The 18972-nt window shown below is 68.2% G+C and carries 14 protein-coding genes and 1 pseudogene; 11 read left to right on the forward strand and 4 right to left on the reverse strand.

All coding sequences use genetic code 11. The annotated features are described in order from the left end of the window. Positions 1 to 3: 3 nt before the first annotated feature. The 11 genes and pseudogenes from WMF14_RS44210 to WMF14_RS44260 all read left to right on the forward strand — a co-directional run bounded on the left by WMF14_RS44210 (position 4) and on the right by WMF14_RS44260 (position 13650). Positions 4 to 7101: a SpvB/TcaC N-terminal domain-containing protein gene (locus WMF14_RS44210; protein WP_437796436.1), complete on the forward strand. Its 7098-nt coding sequence runs from the start codon at positions 4 to 6 to the stop codon at positions 7099 to 7101. A gap of 4 nt (positions 7102 to 7105) precedes the next feature. Continuing rightward, positions 7106 to 7354 (forward strand): hypothetical protein, encoded by a 249-nt coding sequence (locus tag WMF14_RS44215; RefSeq protein ID WP_437796437.1) that lies wholly within the window; start codon positions 7106 to 7108, stop codon positions 7352 to 7354. A 1556-nt stretch (positions 7355 to 8910) separates the two neighbouring features. Continuing rightward, positions 8911 to 9069 carry a hypothetical protein gene (locus tag WMF14_RS44220; protein WP_437796438.1) on the forward strand — a complete coding sequence of 53 codons (159 nt, stop codon included), beginning with the start codon at positions 8911 to 8913 and terminating at the stop codon, positions 9067 to 9069. 153 nt (positions 9070 to 9222) lie between these two features. Continuing rightward, positions 9223 to 10788 carry a YifB family Mg chelatase-like AAA ATPase gene (locus tag WMF14_RS44225; RefSeq protein WP_437796439.1) on the forward strand — a complete coding sequence of 522 codons (1566 nt, stop codon included), beginning with the start codon at positions 9223 to 9225 and terminating at the stop codon, positions 10786 to 10788. Positions 10789 to 10926: 138 nt separating this feature from the next. Beyond that, positions 10927 to 11607, forward strand: a complete 681-nt coding sequence (locus WMF14_RS44230; protein ID WP_437796440.1) for a hypothetical protein — start codon at positions 10927 to 10929, stop codon at positions 11605 to 11607. After that, entirely contained in the window at positions 11604 to 11819 is a 216-nt protein-coding gene (locus WMF14_RS44235; protein WP_437796441.1) for a hypothetical protein, read from the forward strand. Before WMF14_RS44230 ends, WMF14_RS44235 begins: the two co-directional genes overlap by 4 nt. 82 nt (positions 11820 to 11901) lie before the next feature. Next, a complete protein-coding gene (locus tag WMF14_RS44240; protein ID WP_437796442.1) occupies positions 11902 to 12390 on the forward strand; it encodes a DUF6884 domain-containing protein in 489 nt (162 codons plus the stop codon). Beyond that, positions 12387 to 12686, forward strand: coding sequence for a hypothetical protein (locus WMF14_RS44245; RefSeq protein WP_437796443.1), 300 nt, complete (start codon positions 12387 to 12389; stop codon positions 12684 to 12686). The genes WMF14_RS44240 and WMF14_RS44245 overlap by 4 nt, the downstream gene beginning before the upstream one ends. Beyond that, on the forward strand, positions 12683 to 12916 hold the full coding sequence (locus WMF14_RS44250) for a hypothetical protein (protein ID WP_437796444.1): 234 nt from the start codon (positions 12683 to 12685) through the stop codon (positions 12914 to 12916). The genes WMF14_RS44245 and WMF14_RS44250 overlap by 4 nt, the downstream gene beginning before the upstream one ends. Positions 12917 to 13046: 130 nt before the next feature. Next, positions 13047 to 13145 (forward strand): annotated as a pseudogene (locus WMF14_RS44255) (DNA sulfur modification protein DndB); the annotation flags it as partial. A gap of 214 nt (positions 13146 to 13359) precedes the next feature. Continuing rightward, entirely contained in the window at positions 13360 to 13650 is a 291-nt protein-coding gene (locus WMF14_RS44260) for an ATP-binding protein (protein ID WP_437796445.1), read from the forward strand. 650 nt (positions 13651 to 14300) lie between these two features. On the opposite strand, the gene WMF14_RS44265 is transcribed toward WMF14_RS44260, so the two are convergent. The 4 genes from WMF14_RS44265 to WMF14_RS44280 form a co-directional block, all read right to left on the reverse strand. Further along, positions 14301 to 14777, reverse strand: coding sequence for a hypothetical protein (locus WMF14_RS44265; RefSeq protein WP_437796447.1), 477 nt, complete (start codon positions 14775 to 14777; stop codon positions 14301 to 14303). 2 nt (positions 14778 to 14779) lie between these two features. Beyond that, positions 14780 to 17188 (reverse strand): hypothetical protein, encoded by a 2409-nt coding sequence (locus WMF14_RS44270; RefSeq protein WP_437796449.1) that lies wholly within the window; start codon positions 17186 to 17188, stop codon positions 14780 to 14782. A 398-nt stretch (positions 17189 to 17586) separates the two neighbouring features. After that, positions 17587 to 18444, reverse strand: a complete 858-nt coding sequence (locus tag WMF14_RS44275; protein ID WP_437796451.1) for a hypothetical protein — start codon at positions 18442 to 18444, stop codon at positions 17587 to 17589. 156 nt (positions 18445 to 18600) lie between these two features. Next, on the reverse strand, positions 18601 to 18723 hold the full coding sequence (locus WMF14_RS44280) for a hypothetical protein (RefSeq protein WP_437796453.1): 123 nt from the start codon (positions 18721 to 18723) through the stop codon (positions 18601 to 18603). Positions 18724 to 18972: the final 249 nt, after the last annotated feature.

The raw sequence follows: 18972 nt of genomic DNA on the forward strand, positions 1-18972 counted from the left end.
ACCATGAGCCATCGATCTTCGACGAACGATCCTCAGGCCCAGCGCGGAACTTTCCCAGCGCCCGCACGATGGGGAACGACCGAGACCAACGAGCGCGGGCTCACACGAACGACCGGGGCCCACGAGGGCGGCATCAGGCCGATCGCTTCGCCCACGCCCACCCTGCCGAAAGGAGGCGGCGCCATCCGTGGCATCGGCGAGACGTTCTCCGTCGGCGCCGCCATAGGCACCGGAACGCTGACGGTGCCGATCGCCACGAGCCCCGGCCGATCCGGGTTTCACCCGGAGCTCTCGCTCGTGTACGACTCGGGCGCCGGGAGCGGCCCCTTTGGCATCGGGTGGCGGCTGTCCGTGCCCCAGATCACGCGCAAGACCGAGAAAGGGCTGCCGCGCTACGATGATGCGCAGGAGTCGGACGTGTTCGTGCTCTCCGGCGCCGAGGATTTGGTTCCCGTGCTGGGCGACGACGGAAAGCGCCACCGCGATGAGGACGGCGAGGAATTCGTCTACGGCTATCGGCCGCGCATCGAGGGAGAGTTCGCGCGCATCGAGCGGCGCCAGCACCCGACCACCGGCGCGGTGTACTGGAAGGTGACGACCCGCGACAACGTCACCAGCATCTATGGGCGATCGGAGGGCGCGCGGATCGCCGATCCGAAGGCGCCGCGGCGCATCTTCTCCTGGCTCCTGGAGGAGACGCGCGACGACCGGGGCAATGTGATCACGTACGAGTACAAGCCCGAAGATCTCGCCGGCGTGACGCGCGGCGGGCCTCACGAGGCGCACCGGCACGCCGGGGCCTCGGCGATCGTGAACCGCTATCTGAAGCGGATCCGGTACGGCAACACGACGCCGGGAGACCCGTCGTCGATGCTCTTCGACGTCGTCTTCGATTACGGCGAGCACGACATCGAGGCGCCGGCGATCGAGGACGCGGGCACCTGGCCGTGCCGGGCCGACGCGTTCTCCACCTACCGCGCCGGCTTCGAAATCCGCACCTATCGGCTCTGCCGGCGCGTGCTGATGTTCCACACGATGGAGGAGCTCGGTTCAGGCCCTTGTCTGGTCAAGGCCACCGAGCTCACCTATGCGGACAGCCCGGTCCTCACCCGGCTCACGTCGGTGACGCACACCGGGTATGTCCGCGATCCGGAGACGCTCGTTCCTACCAAGGAATCGTATCCGCCGATCGAGCTCGGCTACTCGCTCCCCGAGATCCAGACGACGGTCAAAGAACTCGACAAGACGAGCGCGGCGGATCTCGCCGGCGCGCTTCAGGGAACGCATGCCTGGGTGGACCTCGACGGCGAAGCGCTCCCCGGCCTGCTCGCGCGCCAGGGCGAGGCGCTGTTCTACAAGCGCAACCTCGGCGGCGGGGAGCTCGGGCCGGCGCTCACCTTGCCGACGAGGCCTTCGCTGAGCAGCGGTGGGCTAGAGGTGCTGGATCTCGACGGCGATGGCTACAAGGAGATGGTCTTCTTCGAGCGGCCCGTGGCGGGCTACTTCGACCGGACCCGAGAGGGCTCCTGGACGCCTTTCGTGCCGTTTGCCGCCCAGCCGGTGATCGACTGGTCGGACCCGAACCTCCAACTCGTCGACCTGAACGGTGACGGACACGAGGACATCCTCCTCGCGCGCGGCGATGTAATGGTGTGGTATCCGTCGCTCGCGAAAGGAGGATTCGACAACCCGATCACGATCCCGGCGCCGCGCGACGGAGATCATGGTCCGGCGCTCGTCTTCGCCGACGGCACCCAGACCCTGTTCCTCGCCGACATGAGCGGCGACGGGCTCACCGATCTGGTCCGCATCCGCAACGGCAGCGTCTGCTACTGGCCCAACCTGGGGTATGGCCGGTTCGGGGCGAAGGTGGAGATGGCCCGAGCGCCCTGGTTCGATGAGCCGGACCAGTTCGACCCGCGCCGGATCCGGCTCGCCGACCTCGACGGGTCGGGCACCACCGACATCCTCTACATTCACCGCGAGGGGGCGCGCATCTACGAGAACCAGGCGGGCAACGGGCTCGGGGCCCCGGTTCTCCTCCCGCGGCTGCCCGACCAGAGCTCGCTGTCCAGCGTCGCCGCGCTCGATCTGCTCGGCACCGGGACAGGGTGCCTCGTGTGGTCGAGCCCGCTGCCCGGCGCCGTCGCGGCGCCGCTCCGGTACATCGATCTGCTCGGCGGCAAGAAGCCGTATCTCTTGGCTTCGGTGAAGAACAACCTGGGGCTCGAGACGCGGCTCGCGTATGCGCCTTCGACGAAGTTCTACCTAGCCGATCGGGCGGCCGGCCACCCCTGGGTCACGAGGCTCCCGTTCGTGGTCCACGTCGTCGAGCGTGTCGAGGTGTTCGACGCGGTCTCGCGGCACCGCTTCGTCACGACGTACGCGTACCATCACGGCGACTACGACGGCGTGGAGCGGGAGATGCGTGGCTTCGGCATGGTCGAGCAGCTCGACACCGAGTCCTTCTCGGCCTTCAGCGGTGCAGGCTTCACGCCGCCCCCGGCCAACGCCGATCCCGAGCTGCACCTGCCGCCGGTGCGCACGAAGACGTGGTTCCATACCGGCGCCTGGTTCGAAAGGGGCACGATCGCGCGGCAATACGAGAGCGAGTATTACGCTGGCGATGGGGCTGCGACCCGCCTGGGCGATCCGCCCCTTCCGGACGGCCTGCGCGCCGGCGAGATGCGTGAGGCGTGCCGGGCGCTCAAGGGACGCGTCCTCCGCCAGGAAGTCTATGCCCTCGATGGGTCAGCGCAGGAACCACATCCGTACCTCGTGACGGAGCACAGCCATTCGATCCAGCGCCTCCAGCCCGCCGTGGGCAATGCGCACGGCGTGTTCTTCGCCCACGCGCGCGAGACGCTGGAGCACCATTACGAGCGTGACGCGAGCGATCCGCGCATCACGCACACGCTCAGGCTGGAGGTCGATGAGTACGGCACCGTCAAGCGGGTCGCGCAGATCGGGGTTCGTCGCCGGGTGGCGCGGACAGCGTTCCCCGAGCAGGCGCAGGGGAAGGCAACGCTGACGGAGCACAAGGTGGCGCACCTGATCCCGAGCGGGGGCGGCGCCTACCGCATCGGTGTCCCCCTGGAGAGCCGGACGTACGAGCTGCACGGGCTGCCGCTCGACCAGGAGCGCGTGCTCTCGTTCGACGCGGTGCTGGCCGCGGCCGACGCCGCGGAAGAGCTCGCGTACGACGGCACGCCGGACGGCTCCCTGCAGAAGCGCCTCCTTCAGCACACGTGCACGAGATACTGGCGCGACGACCTCACCGGACCGCTGCCGTTCGGTCAGGTGGAGGGCAGGGCGCTGGTCTATGAGCGCTTTGCCAAGGCGATCACACCCTCTCTCGTCACGTCGGTGTTCGGGGAGCGCGTGACGGACGCCATCCTCACCGAGGGCGGCTACCTGAAGCTTGACGGCGACCCGGACTTCTGGGTGTCCTCGGGGCACGCGGTGCCCTCGGCCGCCGATTTCTACCTGACGAGGACCTTCGTCGATCCGTTCGGCAATGCGTCGCATTTCGTCTACGATCGCTATCGCCTGCTCGTGACGCAGGCGACGGATCCGCTCGGCAATACCGTCGTTACAGTCCCCGACTACCGCGTTCTCGCGGCCGCGGGGATCACCGACGCCAACAGCAACGTGAGCGAGGTGCGGTTCGACGCGCTCGGCAGGGTCACGGCGATGGCGCTGGTGGGCAAGCCGGGCGCCGGCGAGGGCGACACGCTCGACGATCCGACGGAGACGTTCGCGTACGATCTGGAGCGCTTCCGCCGCACCGGCAAGCCGAACGTGGTGCACGCGCGCGCCCGGGAGCAGCACGGCGCAGGCAACCCGCGCTGGCTCGACACCTACAGCTACTCCGACGGCTCGGGCAACGAGGTGCTCCGCAAGGTGCGGGCCGAGCCGGGGCTCGTGCCGACGCGCGACCCGAGCGGCGCGCTCGTGCACGACGCGCAGGGCAACCTGGTCTTTTCGCACACGGCATCGCGCTGGGTGGGCACCGGGCGCGTGGTGCTCGACAACAAGGGCAATCCCGTCAAGCAGTACGAGCCATTTTTCAGCGCCACCCACGAGTATGAGGACGAAGCCGAGCTCGTTGAGTGGGGGGTCACCCCGATCCTGCGGTACGATCCGCTCGGCCGGCTCATCCGCACCGATCTGCCCAACGGCACCTTCTCCAGGGTTACCTTCGACGCCTGGCAGCAGACGTCGGAGGATCCCAATGATACCGTGCTGGAGAGCGCTTGGTATGCCGCGCGCCGGGCTTTGCCGCCGGGTGACTCCGAGCGCCGCGCGGCAGACCTCGCCGCTGCGCACGCGGGCACGCCGGCCGTCAGCCACCTGGACGCGCTCGAGCGCGTGTTCCGAACCGTGGCGGACAACGGTCCGGACGGCCCGTACGTCACCCAGACCACCCTCGACATTGAGGGGCAGCCGCTCCTGATCACCGACGCGCGCGGCAACGCAGCGATGCGCCACCGCTTCGGCCTAGGCGGGCAGCTTCTCTACCAGCAGAGCCAGGACAGCGGCGAGCGCTGGATGCTGGCGGACGCGACAGGGCAGCGGCTCCGCGCCTGGAACGGCCGGGGGTTCAGCTACCGATGGTCCTATGACGTGCTACGCCGGATAACCCTCGAGCACGTGCAACCCCTCTCAGCGAGCGAGCGCCTCGCGCGGCGGTACGCCTATGGCGAAGCCCATCCGCAGGCGACCGCCCTGAACCTGCGCCGGCAGGCGCACCAGGTGTATGATGGCGCGGGTGTGGTGACGAGCCAGGCGTACGACTTCAAGGGCAATCTGCTGCAGGCGTCGCGCCGGCTGCGCAGCGATGTGCACGGTGACGCCGACTGGTCGGTGCTATCGGCGCTCACGGATGTGGCCGCCATCGCCGCCGCCGCCGAGCCGCTGCTCGAGGTCGAGAGCTTCGGAACGCAGACGGCGTATGACGCGCTGAACCGCCCGACCAGCCTGACCGCCCCGGATGGCCTGACCGCCTCGGATGCGAGCGAGATCAAGCCCACGTACAACGAGGCGAGCCTGCTCGAGCGCATCCAGGTGCGCGTCCGGGGGGCGGCGGCATGGACGACCTTCGTTGACAACATCGACTACGACGCGAAGGGCCAGCGGGAGCGGATCGACTACGGCAACGGCACGTCCACGGTGTACACGTACGATCAGCTGACCTTCCGGCTCGCGCGCCTCCGGACGACGCGCAGCTCGGATGGCGCCGTTCTCCAGAACCTCACGTACACGTACGACCCCGTCGGGAACATCGTCGAGATCAACGATAGCGCTCAGCAGACGGTGTTCTTCAACAACGCCGTGGTGTCGCCGAACGCGCAGTACATCTACGACGCGGTCTATCGCCTGATCGAGGCGACGGGACGAGAGCACGCGGGTGGGCTCGCCGACGTGCAGCGCGACCAGAACGACCTGCCGATTCAGGCGCTGCCCCACGCGAACGACGCGCAGGCCCTCAGGAACTACACCGAGCGGTACTTTTACGACGCCGTCGGCAACATCCAGCGGATGGAGCATCTGGCCGGCGCGGGAACCTGGATCCGGCGGTATTCCTATGAGATGACGAGCAACCGGCTTAAGAGCACCTTCGGGGATCCTGAAGACGAGCCGTCCAGCCCGATGTATGTCCATGATGCCCACGGCAACATGACGGCCATGCCGCACATCGCAGCGCTCACGTGGGATGAGAGCGACCAGCTGCGAAGCACCGATCTCGACGGCGGCGGAGTCGTGTATTACACCTACGACGCGGCCGGGCAGCGCGTGCGCAAGGTCTGGGAGCACAACGGGCTCGTCGAGGAGCGCATCTACATCGGCGGCTACGAGGTCTACCGCAAGCGCAACGCGACCGGGCTCATGCTCGAGCGACAGACGCTGCACGTGGTGGATGGCGCGCGACGGGTGGCGATGGTGGAGACCAAGACGGTCGACACCTCGGGGCCGTTCACGGTGACGCCCCGGGTGCGCTATCAGCTCGACAACCACCTCGGGTCGGCGTCGCTGGAGGTCGACGGGGCAGGGCTCGTGATCGGCTACGAGGAGTACCACCCCTTCGGGACGACGGCGTACTGGTCGGCCAGCAGCGCCGCAGAGGTGAGCCGGAGGCGGTATCGGTATACCGGGAAGGAGCGTGACGAGGAGACGGGGCTCTACTACCACGGGGCGAGGTACTATGCCTGCTGGCTTGGGAGGTGGACGGCGGCGGATCCGGCGGGAATGGTGGATGGTCCCGGGTTGTATACATACGTGAGGGGGAATCCGGTTCGGCTGACGGATCCGAACGGGCACCAAGCAGCCAAGAAGATTGCGGAGGAGGTGATAGAGGAGGCTCCGCGTTCTGGTGTTCGCCTGGCAACAGGGGCGGCTTCTGGACCAATGGCGACCGCTGCTCCTGTAACTGGATCGGGGTTCGTCGTGGCTCCGCTCGCCTTAGCAGACGTTTCGCTCGCGGGCGCCTACGCGGGTCTTATGTACCTCTATGCGAAGGCGGCGGCGTCCGTGAGTGGGTTCGGAAACCCATTCGGCCAGCCACGCCAATACGCTGCGTTTCCGGTCCTGCAGCACCTTTCCGCTCGTCCGCCTGCACCGCAAGCAGCAGGCTCGTCTGGCCCGCCGCCACCCCCGGCACCGGCGCCTCCGCTGCCACCCCCGGCGCCGTCACCCCCGGCACCGGCGCCCCCGCCGCCACCCCCGGCACCGGCGCCCCCGGCACCGCCGCCCCCGGCGCCGTCACCCCCGGCACCGGCGCTCCCGCCGCCACCCCCGGCACCGGCAGCGCCGAATGCTCCGGCGCCGCATGACGCTCCTGGGCAGCCCGCTGCTCCCGGACAGCCCGCCGCTCCTGCACGGCCGGCTCGTCCGCCTCACAAATATGCTGGTAAGACGGTCGAGCAGATCTTGAAGGAAAAGAAGGGCAGCATTACGCAAGCCCCGCTCGAAAAAGGTTCACCGAACTGGAACGACGTGCGCAAGGAAAGCTGGGCGGACATCTCGAGGAAAGCCGAACGGGATGTACCGGGGTACCGGACCATCAGGAAACTCCTCACGGACAAGCGGTTTGATAGGTAATGCAATGGACGCGATGAACGAGTTGCTCTCCTTTCTGCAGCGGCTGGATGCTGGCCATATCAGCTACACCCTCGCACACAACCGAGATGAGTCGATCATGGTGCTCGTGGCGGTGCCGGGCGAACGGTGGGAGGTCGAGTTCTTTTCCGACAGAGGTGTGGAGGTCGAGGTCTTCACGAGTACCGGTAAAATCCTCGCCGGCGATGCGCTCGAGGGACTCTTTGCGAGGCATTCGAGCGCTGAGCATGAATGAAAAAGCTGAATCGAACAAAAGCTGAATCGAACCCAGGTTTGTGCTGGCCACCTGCGCCATCCGTCGGAGTTTCGCAGAGTCAAGCCGCTCGACGATAGGTGTGATGGAGCCCTCCGAGCGCGGGTGTCTTGACGATGCGGCCATTCGAGTTGTCCGGCTGGTCGCTGCCTGCCGGGATCTTCTGTCGTATGCCCTGATGGGGTCGCTCCCCGTTGAAATACCGGGCGTTGTACTAGCTACCTGCATCATCCGCCGGGTATCGCGGCGTCGAGCCCCTTCGACAGCCCGGCATTGTTGGTGTTGAGCCTCGCCATCGAAAGATGTCCATACGCCAGTTTAAGCGGGCCGAAGATGGCGATGGTGAACGCCCGGAGCGGCTAATGGAGAGGTTCCCAGCGGCGGTGTTCCAGAAGCTGAAGCATTTGGCACACCGCGTTCCCCTGATCGACCCCTCGGATCTCCCGGGAAATCAGCGCATCGAGCAGCCGGTTTCGAGCGAAACTTCTGGGACGCCTCCGTCATGGGCTCGAAGCGCCCGATGGAGGACCGAGGACCACACGCCGAGCTTCTCGGCCGTCTTCCGGAGGGAGAGGCCCTGGGCACGAAGCTCGATGGCCTTAGCGAGATCCACGATCGCTCGGGAACGGCCGACGTGCTTGCCCTGCCGGCGGGCACGCTCCTGGCCAGCTCGACACCGGGAAGCGATCTGCCGTCGCTCGTCCTGGGCCACCTAGGAGAAGATGGTGATGCTCAGTTCATCGGCTCTCCGCGGCCCCTGGGGCGAGCCGCGGCCCGCAGAGCGGGCACGCGATGCCAAGACGGGGGCGACCAGCCGCCCGTTGTCGGTGCCGGAGAAAGTTACCGCCCACCCATCTTGACCCCCGCGGCCTTGGCTCTCCACTTGGCGAGCCGCTTCTCGTGCCGGTCGATTGACTCAACGATCTTCGCCTTGCGTTCGCGCTCCGTATGCCACCGCCTTGGCTCCGGCAAACCGAGCCACTTAGCGAGCCGCTCCAACGCGGTGACGTCCGCACGGAAGAGACTTTCGCGGCTCAGACGGATCACGATGGTGACAGGATAGATCCGCGGCGCTCATCGCGCCGGCACTTTGCCCGGCGCGCGTCCCGCGTAAATTGCCGCCGTGCATGCGTTCGCCGCTCCTGGCCGAACCGACCACACGGGCGCCTCGCGAGCCAACAGGAAGAGTGACGGGTCCCCTGCCGTGGTAGCTCGCTCTGCACCAGTTCGCATTGTCGTCATGTGAACGGCGCGACCGTCGCGCCTCTCGTCACCGTGAGGCAATACGCCGCGAAGTGCAGGAATAAGAGCTGTGAAGGAGAGCTCCTTCGCGGAGGCACTACACGCATGAACAACACCAAGTTCTTCATCAAGGCGCTACGCATCACGGCGGCCGTTTTGACGATGATCGCGCAGGTGATCCTCGCCTGCATGAGCTGAACCCGTTCGCTTCGCGGGCTGATCCATGAGCCCGCGTCTGCCCTTCATCCATCTCCGTTCTTGTCTCACTTCGCCTGCTCGGGCGCACAGGAGGCCTCATGTCCAACGTGTCCAGTTTCGGTCCTCAGAGCCCCGATGCCGCTGTCCCGTACATCATCCGCGTGCTCACCACGGGCGCGACGAAGAAGGGCGCCGCCACGGCCGTCGCCGGCCTGCGTGGGACGGCCACCTCGAAGGCAATCTGGCCGTCGTCGTAGTGGAGCGCGTCGCCGGGCTCCTCCTCGGAGCGATGGCCGCAGAGGCGCTCAAGGGCACGCGGAGCACTCGCCCGTAAACCACAACCAGAGCAGCAGCCCCAGACAGTGTGCGGGACGTTCCGTGCGCCGCTCTGGCTTTTTCGGAGTCGAAATATGAAGCAGTCCAAGAACGCGCCGTATGCCGACGCGCTTTCGGTGTCGCTGAGCGGTCTCGACGCGCACATCGTTCACATCGGAACAACGATCACAGAGACGCCAGCCTACTTCGAGATCACCGGCCTCCGCGAAGCGCGCCAGAGGGAGACCCGCATCCGGGTCCTCGCCGCCCTGCAGCAGCTCAACGTGGATCTCCGCCAGCACGGGGTCTCCGTCCGTGTTGGGTCGGAGGAAATTGCGAGGAGCGGAACGTTCGACGTGCCGATGGCCCTCACCATCCTCGCCGCCGTGGGGCAGATCTCCACGCAGGCGTTGAGGGACACGGTAGTCCTCGGCGAGCTCTCGTTCGGCGGCGCGATCCGGCCCGTGCGTGGCGTGCTCCCGAGCCTGCGCGGGGCCATCGCCCACGGCATCACCCGAGCGATCGTCCCCAGGGCGAACGCCCGGGAGGCCGCGAGCGTGCCCGGGATCCAAGTGCTCGTGGCCAACAACCTGGACGAACTCGCGCGCTACATCCGCGAGGGCGCCCCCCTGGAGAGCGCGGGGGAGCCACCGCCCTTCCCCATCGTGCCCCCGGCAGCAGCGCCGGATCTGGGCGACCTTCGTGGGATGCATGCCGCGCGGCGGGCGCTGGAGATCGCCGCGGCGGGCGGACATCACCTCCTGCTCATGGGCTCGCCCGAGGCCGGGAAGACGACACTCGCGCGGCGGATGTCAGAGATCTTGCCGCCGCTCTCGCTCGAGGAGGCAATCGAGGTCACCTCCGTCTACTCCGTTGCTGGGCTGCTCATGCCGGAGGTCGGCTTGATAGGGGCGCGTCCCTTCCGCGCGCCCCATTACACGGTGAGCGGAGCTGGCCTCGTGGGTGGCGGTGAGCCGGTGCGGCCCGGCGAGGTCTCCCTGGCCCACCACGGGGTGCTCTTCCTCGATGAGTTGCTCGAGTTCCGGAGCAGCGTCTTGGAGACCCTGCGGCAGCCCTTGGCCGAGGGCCGCGTCACCCTCGCCCGGGGACGCACGCACACGACCTTCCCGGCGCAGACGCTCGTCGTCGCCGCCATCAACCCGTGCCCCTGCGGGTTCGCGGGGGACTGCGCGCGGCGCTGCGTCTGCTCCCCGGAGCGCCTGCGCGCCTACCGGGCGAGGCTGAGCGACCCGCTCTTCGACCGCTTCGATGTTCAGATGGCGCTTCCGCCGGTCGACGTCGCCGCGCTCCAGAACAGATCGAAGGACGAGCCCTCGTGCGAGGTGCAGAAGCGCGTCATCGCGGCTCGCGCTGCGCAGGAGGAGCGAGCACGTACCGGCGCGACAGCGCGGACCAACGCCCAGCTCTCCCCTCGGGAGCTCGAGCAACTCGCGACACCGGACGCGGCCGGGGCTCGTGTCCTCGCCGAGACCATCGAGGGGCTGGGCCTCTCCGCGGCGGCCTACAGCCGCGTGCTCCGGGTCGCGCGCACCATCGCGGACCTCGACGGGAGCGACGGCGTTCGGGCCGCGCACATCGCAGAGGCGGTGCATGCGGTGCTGCTCCCGCCTCGGGGCCCCGCGGCCACTCCCCCGGCGTGATGTGCCGAGCACGTCGGCGGCCGGAGGGAACCGGCCCGCGACAGCAGCGCAGATCGCCTCGGCTTTGGTGAGCAACAAGAAAGCCCGAAGGCGGCGTGCAGGTACACCTGCGCGCCGTCTTCTTCGTTGGAGGGTTGAATGCTGAGACTCGCGAAGAAGAAGACCGTGCCGCCGCCGGTCCTGGACCGCGTTCGCCGTTGCCTCACCCGGAGGCTCCTTCGGGCATGCACGGCCGCGGACCCGCAGTGGGGCTACTACCACCAGTTCGCGATCAGGATGATGAAGTCCTACCAGGACCTGCTCGCTGACCTCGGCCTCGTCGGCTACTGGGTGGTGCCGCTCGCCGAGACGGATCACTGGATCGACGCCCTGATGCTCGGGTGCCCGGACGGGCGTGCTCGACATCCCAGACCCGTTCGAGGAGATCGGCCCGCCGCCCTTCCCCTTGCTCCACGAGGTCGTGGACTTCTTCCTGTCGCTCGCACGAGCCGTTTCGCAGAAGTCCTGGATCACGGGCGCGGGACCGTCCTCGTGAACCGGAAGGTCGCGCAGGCGCCGTTCGCCGTCGGAGCGGATGGCACGATCTTCGTCAACCTGGCGCACGTCCGGGGTGACGTCGCCGTGGTGGGGCTCATCCGAGAGGCTCGACGGATGGACGGGGTGCTGTTCCTCGGCGTCTCCGTCTCCCGGCCGGAGAAGGACGTGCTCATCCGGGCCGTCGACAACGCGGGCGCCGAGGCGGTCGCGAAGATGGTCGGCCTGCGCCTGCGCGAGCAGGAGCAACAAGGCCGGCGCTCTTCGTCGAGGGGGTCGCGGTGAAGGTGCTGCGCGTCATCCGCATCGAGACGGCACTGGGCGGCGCGGTGCACCTCATCACGGAAGCGGGCGAACGCGTCATCGTCCGCCGCAAGGAAATCGAGGGCTACAGCAGCGTCCGGGTCGTCGGCGCAACCGAAGAAGAAGTCGCCGATCGGCACCTGCTCACCGTCGAGGCTCTTCCGCCGCGTGGAGCGGGGCCGGCGCTCTTCTGAAGCATCAACGTGGCGCGCTTGGGGGAGCTTCCCTCGGGCGCGCTTCCACACGCGCCGCTCCGCGGCGCGATGGGAGAGGTCCATGTTCACGGAGAAGAAGCCGGGCGCCCCGCGCGTTGCGCTCGTGGGCTGCTCGGCCTCGAAGCAGATGCAGCCGGCGCCAGCGCGCGAGCTCTACACTTCGGCGCTCTTCCGGGCCGCGTACGACTTTGCCGAGAAGAGCTGCGACGCGGTGCTCATCGTGTCGGCGTTCTACGGCGCGGTCGCACCGAAGGCGGTGATCCGCCCGTACGATCGGAGCCTGCGACTGTACAACAAGCGCGAGCGGGAGGACTGGGGCGTGCGCACGGTCGGGCAGATCCTGCCGTCGTTCGAGCTGTCGCCCCAGCTCGTGATCCTCGCCGGTACGTTGTACGCCGGCGCGCTCGTGCACGGAGCGCACTGGCACAACCTGCCACGGCCGGAGGAGCCCCTGCACAGCATCGCCGGCTGCGGCTCGCGGGTGAAGTGGCTCAGGGCGAACACCCCGGCCGCCCGGACCGACGAGCAGGTTTCGGGAGGTGTGCGGTGACGCCGGAAGCCTGCGCGAAGGAGCTCACCGCGTTGGCGAAGCGGGTGCGGCAGCTCGCCGACCGCACGAGCAAGTCCGAGGCGCTCCGGTGCACCGGGCCGGTCTCGTGCCTCAAGAAAGAGCAGGCGCGGAAGTTCCGGAAGAACCTGCGCCCGCTCTGGGCCTACGACACTGATCGGCTCTGCCAGGGCTGCCGGGCGCACTGGTACGTCACCATGGCGTCGGTCGAGCTCGACTCGCTCGAGGGCGCTGCGGCAGAGCGAGCGCGTCCTGCCCGCCCGCGGAGAGCGCCATGACCGAGGGAGCCCGGGTCATCGAGTTCGACACGTTCGACAACGCCGTGATGTACGCCCGCGAGCGCGGCGGGAGGATTTGGCAGGGGGACGACGACGGACGCGTCGTCTGGTTCAACCCGCGCGTAAGCATGTCCGTGATCCTGACCCACGCCCTCTGCAAGGGCCGCGGGTTCGTCGGGTCGTGGCGTGAGTCCATCGAGCGCCGCCATCAGCGGCTGGCGCTCCACTGATCCGCGCTCCTGGTGGGCTCGAGGAACCTCGGGCCCGCCAGCTGGCGCGACAACGACAACAAGAGGCACGCGATGAAGAAGCCGCCGAAGAAGACGACGGGCGTCGCGAGACGCGCCCATCGACGCGAAGGTGCCGCCCGAGCTTCGGGCGCAGCGGGCGCCGTACAAGGCGCGGGTGCCGAAGATCGCGGCGTACATCCTCGGCAACCCGAACGACTACACCTTCTCCTCCCTGGTGGCGCCATCGACGGGCTGCCCCGCTTCGAGCCGGCCGTGGAGGCGACCGAGCCACGTCAGCTCGCTCCGCTTAGCCCTGGATCTGCCTCGGCAGCGGTACCGTCGAACGCCACGAGCCGGGCAGCGCAGCGGCCTGACGGCGCGCCGCGCTCGGTCGCCCACTTGGCGAGGTCCGAGAAGCCCTGCGACTGGGCAAAGGTCCCTCCATGACCACCGTCGCGGACAGGCACAATGTGCTCCTGGTGGGTGCACCAGGCTCCGGTCGAACCGGAGGGCCCAGGCCCATACGGACCATCCTGCCGCCCACGACCGAACATACGCGCTCCCCTGCTTCGGCCATGTCCTCGCGCGGACCCGTTTGTGAGGTTCATCTGCGGAGCGACGCGCGTGATCGCGATGCAGGTGGCGAACTGCGCTTGGCGCACCGCCACCCAGGCCGCGTCAAGAACGCGGGCGTAGACGCTCGCCGCGATGGCGAGAGCTCGGGAGCGACGTGAGCCCAGAGGCAGGCGAGCCCGGCCCCGCCGGCGCCAGATCGCAGGTCGAGGTCCAGACGCGGCAGAACGCGCGTTGCACGTGAACGTCGCCGAGGAGTGCAAGGGCTGGGCGTGCGCTCGTGCTTCCGTTCAGGCCGTAGCCACTTGTGCGCCATAAGTATTACTTGGTAGCAACAGAATCGGCACGCCGCAGAAGCTAAGCTGCGGGTGTACAGGAGGCGCAATGGTCGTCAAGTTCTTCAAGTTCCTTTTCGCGATCGCTTCGATTGCCGCGTTCGGTGCCTGTGCGGGCGTGGATCCGGAGGCGGATGTGTCGGCTGAGGATCAGGAGACGGTGGCAGAGAGCCAGGAGGCAATCACCTTCGGCCATTGCTGGTCGTGCTGGGGGAAGGGAGACGATTACGGTTGCTTCACGAGCCATTCGGTAAACTACTGCCTGGCTTCATGTTCTGACAGCTGGGGTTTGTGGGAGGTCGTGGCTCGTGCACGTGACATCGGAGGCTGGGGTCACTGCGGAGCGGAGGCTTATGAACATTGCTATCCGTACGCTGTCCGCGATACATGCTGGGGGAGGAACGAATGAGTTCCAGCACACGGCCCGCCTAGAGCCCGCGCACATGACCCCGTCGTCCGCCGGGTGATTGGCGCGGTCACGCCGGTTCTGGCTCGAACTCGACCGTGATCCGCCAGGTCCCCCGCCGGCCGTGGGCCTCGTCGGGGATCAGGTCGGCGATCCCGAGGACCTTGCCTCCGCCCTTCGCCGCCTCCGCCGGACGTGCCGCTTCACCCACGCCACGATCTGCTTCGCCTCCTTCGGCGTGAACCCCCCACCTGGCGCGGGGCCCCTGGGTGAGCTTCGGGCCAGGAGGCAGCTCCGTCCCGAGGCGCCTTCGGATCGTCTGCATGGAGCGCGCGGCCCGACGCGCTACCTCTTCGAGCCCGACGAACTCTGGCTTCGCGCCGAGCCGGGTCTTCTCCCGGAGCGACTCCCGCAGTACCTCCACCTGTTCAGGCTTGAACACCCGGATCTTGCGCCTCCCCTGACGGGGTACAGGCTCGAAGAGCTTGCCCTCGCGCCGGCGGAGCGTGGTCGTGCCGATGCAGAGCATTGGGGCCACCGCGATCACGGTCAGGCACCTCCGGCGATACGTCTGGCGCTGCCGTGGCCACGCTCGCTGGCACCGGCGGCGAAGCCCCGCAGGTGACGATAGCGGACGAGATAACCGACCGCCTGGATGTGCAAGAACGGAACGAGCTCCTCGATTTCGACACGCTTGACAGGGGCGCCCAGGCGGTGAAGCTCCTTGAGGACCTCTGCATCATCGTCCGGCTCATCGACGCCGAGCCACGAACAGACCTGATTCTGAAGCGTAGCCAGCCTCGCGGTCCACACCTTCAGGAGCTCCTGCCGTAGGGTGGAACCAGCCGCCTCATCGTCAAACTTGATCGAGAGCTCCGCCAGGAGCAGCTCGTTCGCGAACTCGGCGAACCTGTCGAGCCCGTCGCGCTGGAGCTGCGTGCTCAGGGCCTCTTCCAGCGCGAGAAGCGGCCTGACCTCGGCGGCAAGCTGGGTGGCGCTCTCCTCCGAGAGCCGCTCGATGGGCCCCATCTTCGAGCGGCCGGACGGGAGCTGGGCACCGAAGATTCGTTCGCACGCGTGGGCGAGGTCAAAGAACGACGCGTCGTCGCCATGTACGCCCGCGTCGAGCAGCTCGCACGCGAGCTTCGTGTCGAAGATCATACTGGGCGTCAGCTCGAACTCGTTGGCGATGTGCGCGAGGTCGGGCTTCAGGTCGTGGCCGATGACGAGCACCTCGCAGAGCGCCTCAACGACGGGGGTGACATCGTGCGGCACGCGCAAGTCGACGACGTGGATCTCGCCGCTCGGCAAGGCGATCGCAACCGCACACGCCCGGTCCCGCCGCATATCGTGGCCGGTCGCGGCGATGCTCAGGCCGACCTTCTCGGATGCCCGGATCGCCGCTGCGAGAGTGGGCAGGCTCGACGCATCGCGATGGACCTGCGGGTCCCGGGACGATGTGTCCTCGGGCGCGGCGTCGACGACGCCTGCGGAAGGATCGTCAGCACCGTCAGCACCGTCAGCGCGGCCCATTTCCCCGCTGGAATCGGGCATCTCGGCCGTCGCTGCGAGCCGACGATCATCGGTGTCGCAACCGGCAGCGGGTCGGAGACGACCGTCAGCCCCACCGGCCTGAACGAACGAAGGCCGCGTTTGCGGAGCCTCCTCGCTCATCCCCACCGACTCGCGGACGGTGCTGACGGTCATCTGCGCACCTGTATTGCGGAGGCGGAGACCGCGGCTGCCTGCCTTGCCGTTGCGAGCCAAGTCCTCGTACACGATGCCGGCTGCACGAAGCACGGGCGCAATCCTCCTCAGCCGGTTCGTCAGCGCGTTGGGGGCCTTGGGCCAGTCCCCAGCGCGTAGCGCATGCGCGGGCAAGAGGCTGTGCAGAGCCGCGTGCAGGGCCGTCGCGTTGCCCTCCCAGAGGCGACCAGGGCATCCGGCGAGGAGAGCGCGCACGGTGACCGCGACGACGTCGGTCTCGAGCGTGATCTCGATGGTCTCGGCCCGGTTGCGGCTGTACGCGGCCATGAAGGTCCCCGGCACCCAGCCGAATTCCGTCTCCGCAGCGGTCACCCACCGTGCGAAGTCGGCCATCCGAGGCTTGGTCGGTAGCATGACGGTCCCGACGTTTCGGAGGGCGGCGCTCACGCCGTCGAGCAGGGCCCCCAGGATGCGCGGCGCAGCCTCCTCGAAGGCGGTCCAGAGCGTGGCCTCGTCCTGCCGTTTGTCGTCGGGGATCGGGGGCAATGACACGCTCACGGCGCGGTCGGCGAGATCTGGCCGCTCGGTGATCCCGGCGATGCCGTTCAAAAGGAGCGGCCGGGTCGCGCTGAAGATCACCTCGTCGTCATCGGTACGCAGCGCGCGGGTGGAGAAGCCGCCGCCGGTCGCGAGGCTGCACAGCGCATCCGAGAGCCACACGGGCAGGCCGGACAGGTTGTCGAACGACAAGACCCACGCGTTCTGCGCCGCGATCATCAGATCGCGCCCGTCGCGGGGCGTGCGCCGCGTCGGTGCCGTGGAAGGATCGAGCAACCGGCGAAGCAGACGTGCCGTCGTCGACTTGGCGCTGCCCTGCTCGCCCTGGAGCGCGAGGATGGCGAAGGGCCCCGTCGGTTGGAGCGCGCCCACGAGCCAGGCGACGAGCAGATGGAAGGCGTCATCGCTGTCGACGTTCACGAAGCGGCGAAGCTCGTCGATGTGCCCGCTGCGCGCCGGCTCCGGAAGGGCCTGCATCCCGCGGGTCCGCCGGAACTTCACCGGCGGGTCCGCGACGAGGCTCCAGCCCTGCGGCGTGATCGCGGCGGCGCGCCATTCCCTGTCGCCAAGGTCGAGGTACGCGACGCCGTTCTTCTCGGCAACGCGCATGAACACGGGCTCTTCAGGCCCCTCGTATCGGGCACGCGCCTCGAACATTGCCACAGCGGCTCGCATCGCCTGCGCGTTGGGCACGCTCTCATGCCGGAGGTAGAACTCGCGCTTGAGCCAGTCCGAGAACTCTCGGCTCTGGAGACGCCACGTCTCGCGGTGGCCGTTGATCTTGGGCGTCGCGAAGGCGACCCCGTCAGGCGAGTGGAACAGCTCGGCCCCAGCTGCGAGCTCGAGGAGCTCGTCGACCTGCCAGGAGATCTTGTTCTTCGTCGAGCCCGCGCTGGTCGACGGCGTCGCATGCGTCGGCGAGGGCTGCTCGGAGGCGGACTCCGATGCCTGGGCGAGCGAGGGCGGCGATTGGCCGTGCTCTGTATTCGGAAGATTGGCGTCGCTCATGGGGAGCGCACGGTGCCGCACGGGCGCTGCCTCCCACTAGGTTCCGGGGACCAACGCGCGTGGTCCCCCCGAGCTTGACGGTGCTACTCGCCGTCCCGCTCCTGCCGTTTCACCCGTTTCCCCCAATAGCTGAAGAACGAGTGTGCCTCGTCCTTCGGCATGCCCATCGCGCGGAAGCTGTTCGCCAAGACACGCGCCGGATCTTCCCAGGTGCTCGGGCCAAGGCCGACGAGTGTCTGCGTGACTGCAGCAGCCCGCGATTCGATCGAACCCTGCCGAAGCGCATCCAGCGCGGGCTGAGCGCGCCCCTCGATCGGCAGCCGGGCGATAACCCAGGCGAGATCTTCGATGGGACCTCGGGCACGCCGGTCTGTGGCCGCCGAGCGCCCGGAGCGGCGGTTCTTCTTGAGCATGATCGCCTGCTCGGCGAAGACGCGCGCGGCATCCTTCAGCTTCATCTCCTGCCGCAGCGTTGGTTCCGCTTTCTGCGCGAGCGCGAGCATACGGTGCGTGACTTCCTGGAGCAGGAAGTCCTTCTGCGGAGCGAGTTTTTGCTTCGGGTGGACCGGGGGACTAGCGCCGGTGATCGTCCGCGCCCAGCGGAAGGGCGCGTCGAGGGACACCTCCGCCCCCTTCTCGAGCGCCACGCGCAGGGCGTTCACGACCTCCGCGGCCCGCTGGAGCTGCTTCATGCGGACGATGAGCACCTCGGGGTCGTCGCCAACTTGCAGGCGCACTTCGTCCTGCTCCATCGCGATCGCGTCGTCAGCGGCGGCATCGTGGAGCGCCTCGTAGAGCGCGTGGAACGCGTTGTAGATGCGCGGGCTGATCGAGCGCAGGTAGAACGGATCTTGCTCCCCTGCGGCGGCTGCACCGGCGCGAGCTGGAGCACCCGCGCCAGAGTTCGTCGCTGCCCGTGTTGCTCGGCTGCGGTTCGACATGCAGACCTTTCTCCTATCACCACGCGCTGCCGCGGCGCGACCGGCGCGTCAGCAGCGAGGGAACGGGCGCGCGCCCGTCCCGTCCGCGATGGTGGGGTCCGACATCCCGAGCATGCCCTCGGCATGCGTGTGGCAGAACTTGCCGCCGCTCGGCCGCTACGCTCGGTGCACGCTGTCACTGCCGGCCCCCTCGAGCGCCCGGCCGCGCGCCTGCGCGTAGGCGTTGAGCCCGGCACCGGCGACGAGCTGCCGGCTCTCGGGCGCCGCGGCACGAGCCACCGGAGCGAGCCTGCACCAGCCCCGCAACGAGGCGCATGACCGCGAACCGCGATGCGTCACCTCCCGTCCCCCTGGTAAGTGCTCTGATCTCGGAGGATACGAGGGGGCGGCCGGCGGTCTTGTGACAGCGGTGGCCGCACCGGCCAGCACGGGGGCAAGGACGGGCGAGCTAGCGCTCCCGAGAGGAGAGGCCCTGGAACGGGCGCCTGCACGCGGGCGCTCGTGATGCCCGTGTCGGACACGACGAGC

Origin of the sequence: Sorangium sp. So ce693 (genome assembly GCF_051521375.1) — a bacterium.
Classification (GTDB): Bacteria; Myxococcota_A; Polyangia; order Polyangiales; family Polyangiaceae; genus Sorangium; species Sorangium atrum.

What these genes read in the sequence shown, in the direction of transcription:
- WMF14_RS44210 (WP_437796436.1), top strand. Translation starts at nt 4, where the DNA reads ATGAGCCATCGATCTTCGACGAACGATCCTCAGGCCCAGCGCGGAACT.
- WMF14_RS44215 (WP_437796437.1), top strand. Translation starts at nt 7,106, where the DNA reads ATGGACGCGATGAACGAGTTGCTCTCCTTTCTGCAGCGGCTGGATGCT.
- WMF14_RS44220 (WP_437796438.1), top strand. Translation starts at nt 8,911, where the DNA reads ATGTCCAACGTGTCCAGTTTCGGTCCTCAGAGCCCCGATGCCGCTGTC.
- WMF14_RS44225 (WP_437796439.1), top strand. Translation starts at nt 9,223, where the DNA reads ATGAAGCAGTCCAAGAACGCGCCGTATGCCGACGCGCTTTCGGTGTCG.
- WMF14_RS44230 (WP_437796440.1), top strand. Translation starts at nt 10,927, where the DNA reads ATGCTGAGACTCGCGAAGAAGAAGACCGTGCCGCCGCCGGTCCTGGAC.
- WMF14_RS44240 (WP_437796442.1), top strand. Translation starts at nt 11,902, where the DNA reads ATGTTCACGGAGAAGAAGCCGGGCGCCCCGCGCGTTGCGCTCGTGGGC.
- WMF14_RS44250 (WP_437796444.1), top strand. Translation starts at nt 12,683, where the DNA reads ATGACCGAGGGAGCCCGGGTCATCGAGTTCGACACGTTCGACAACGCC.
- WMF14_RS44260 (WP_437796445.1), top strand. Translation starts at nt 13,360, where the DNA reads ATGACCACCGTCGCGGACAGGCACAATGTGCTCCTGGTGGGTGCACCA.
- WMF14_RS44275 (WP_437796451.1), bottom strand. Translation starts at nt 18,444, where the DNA reads ATGTCGAACCGCAGCCGAGCAACACGGGCAGCGACGAACTCTGGCGCG.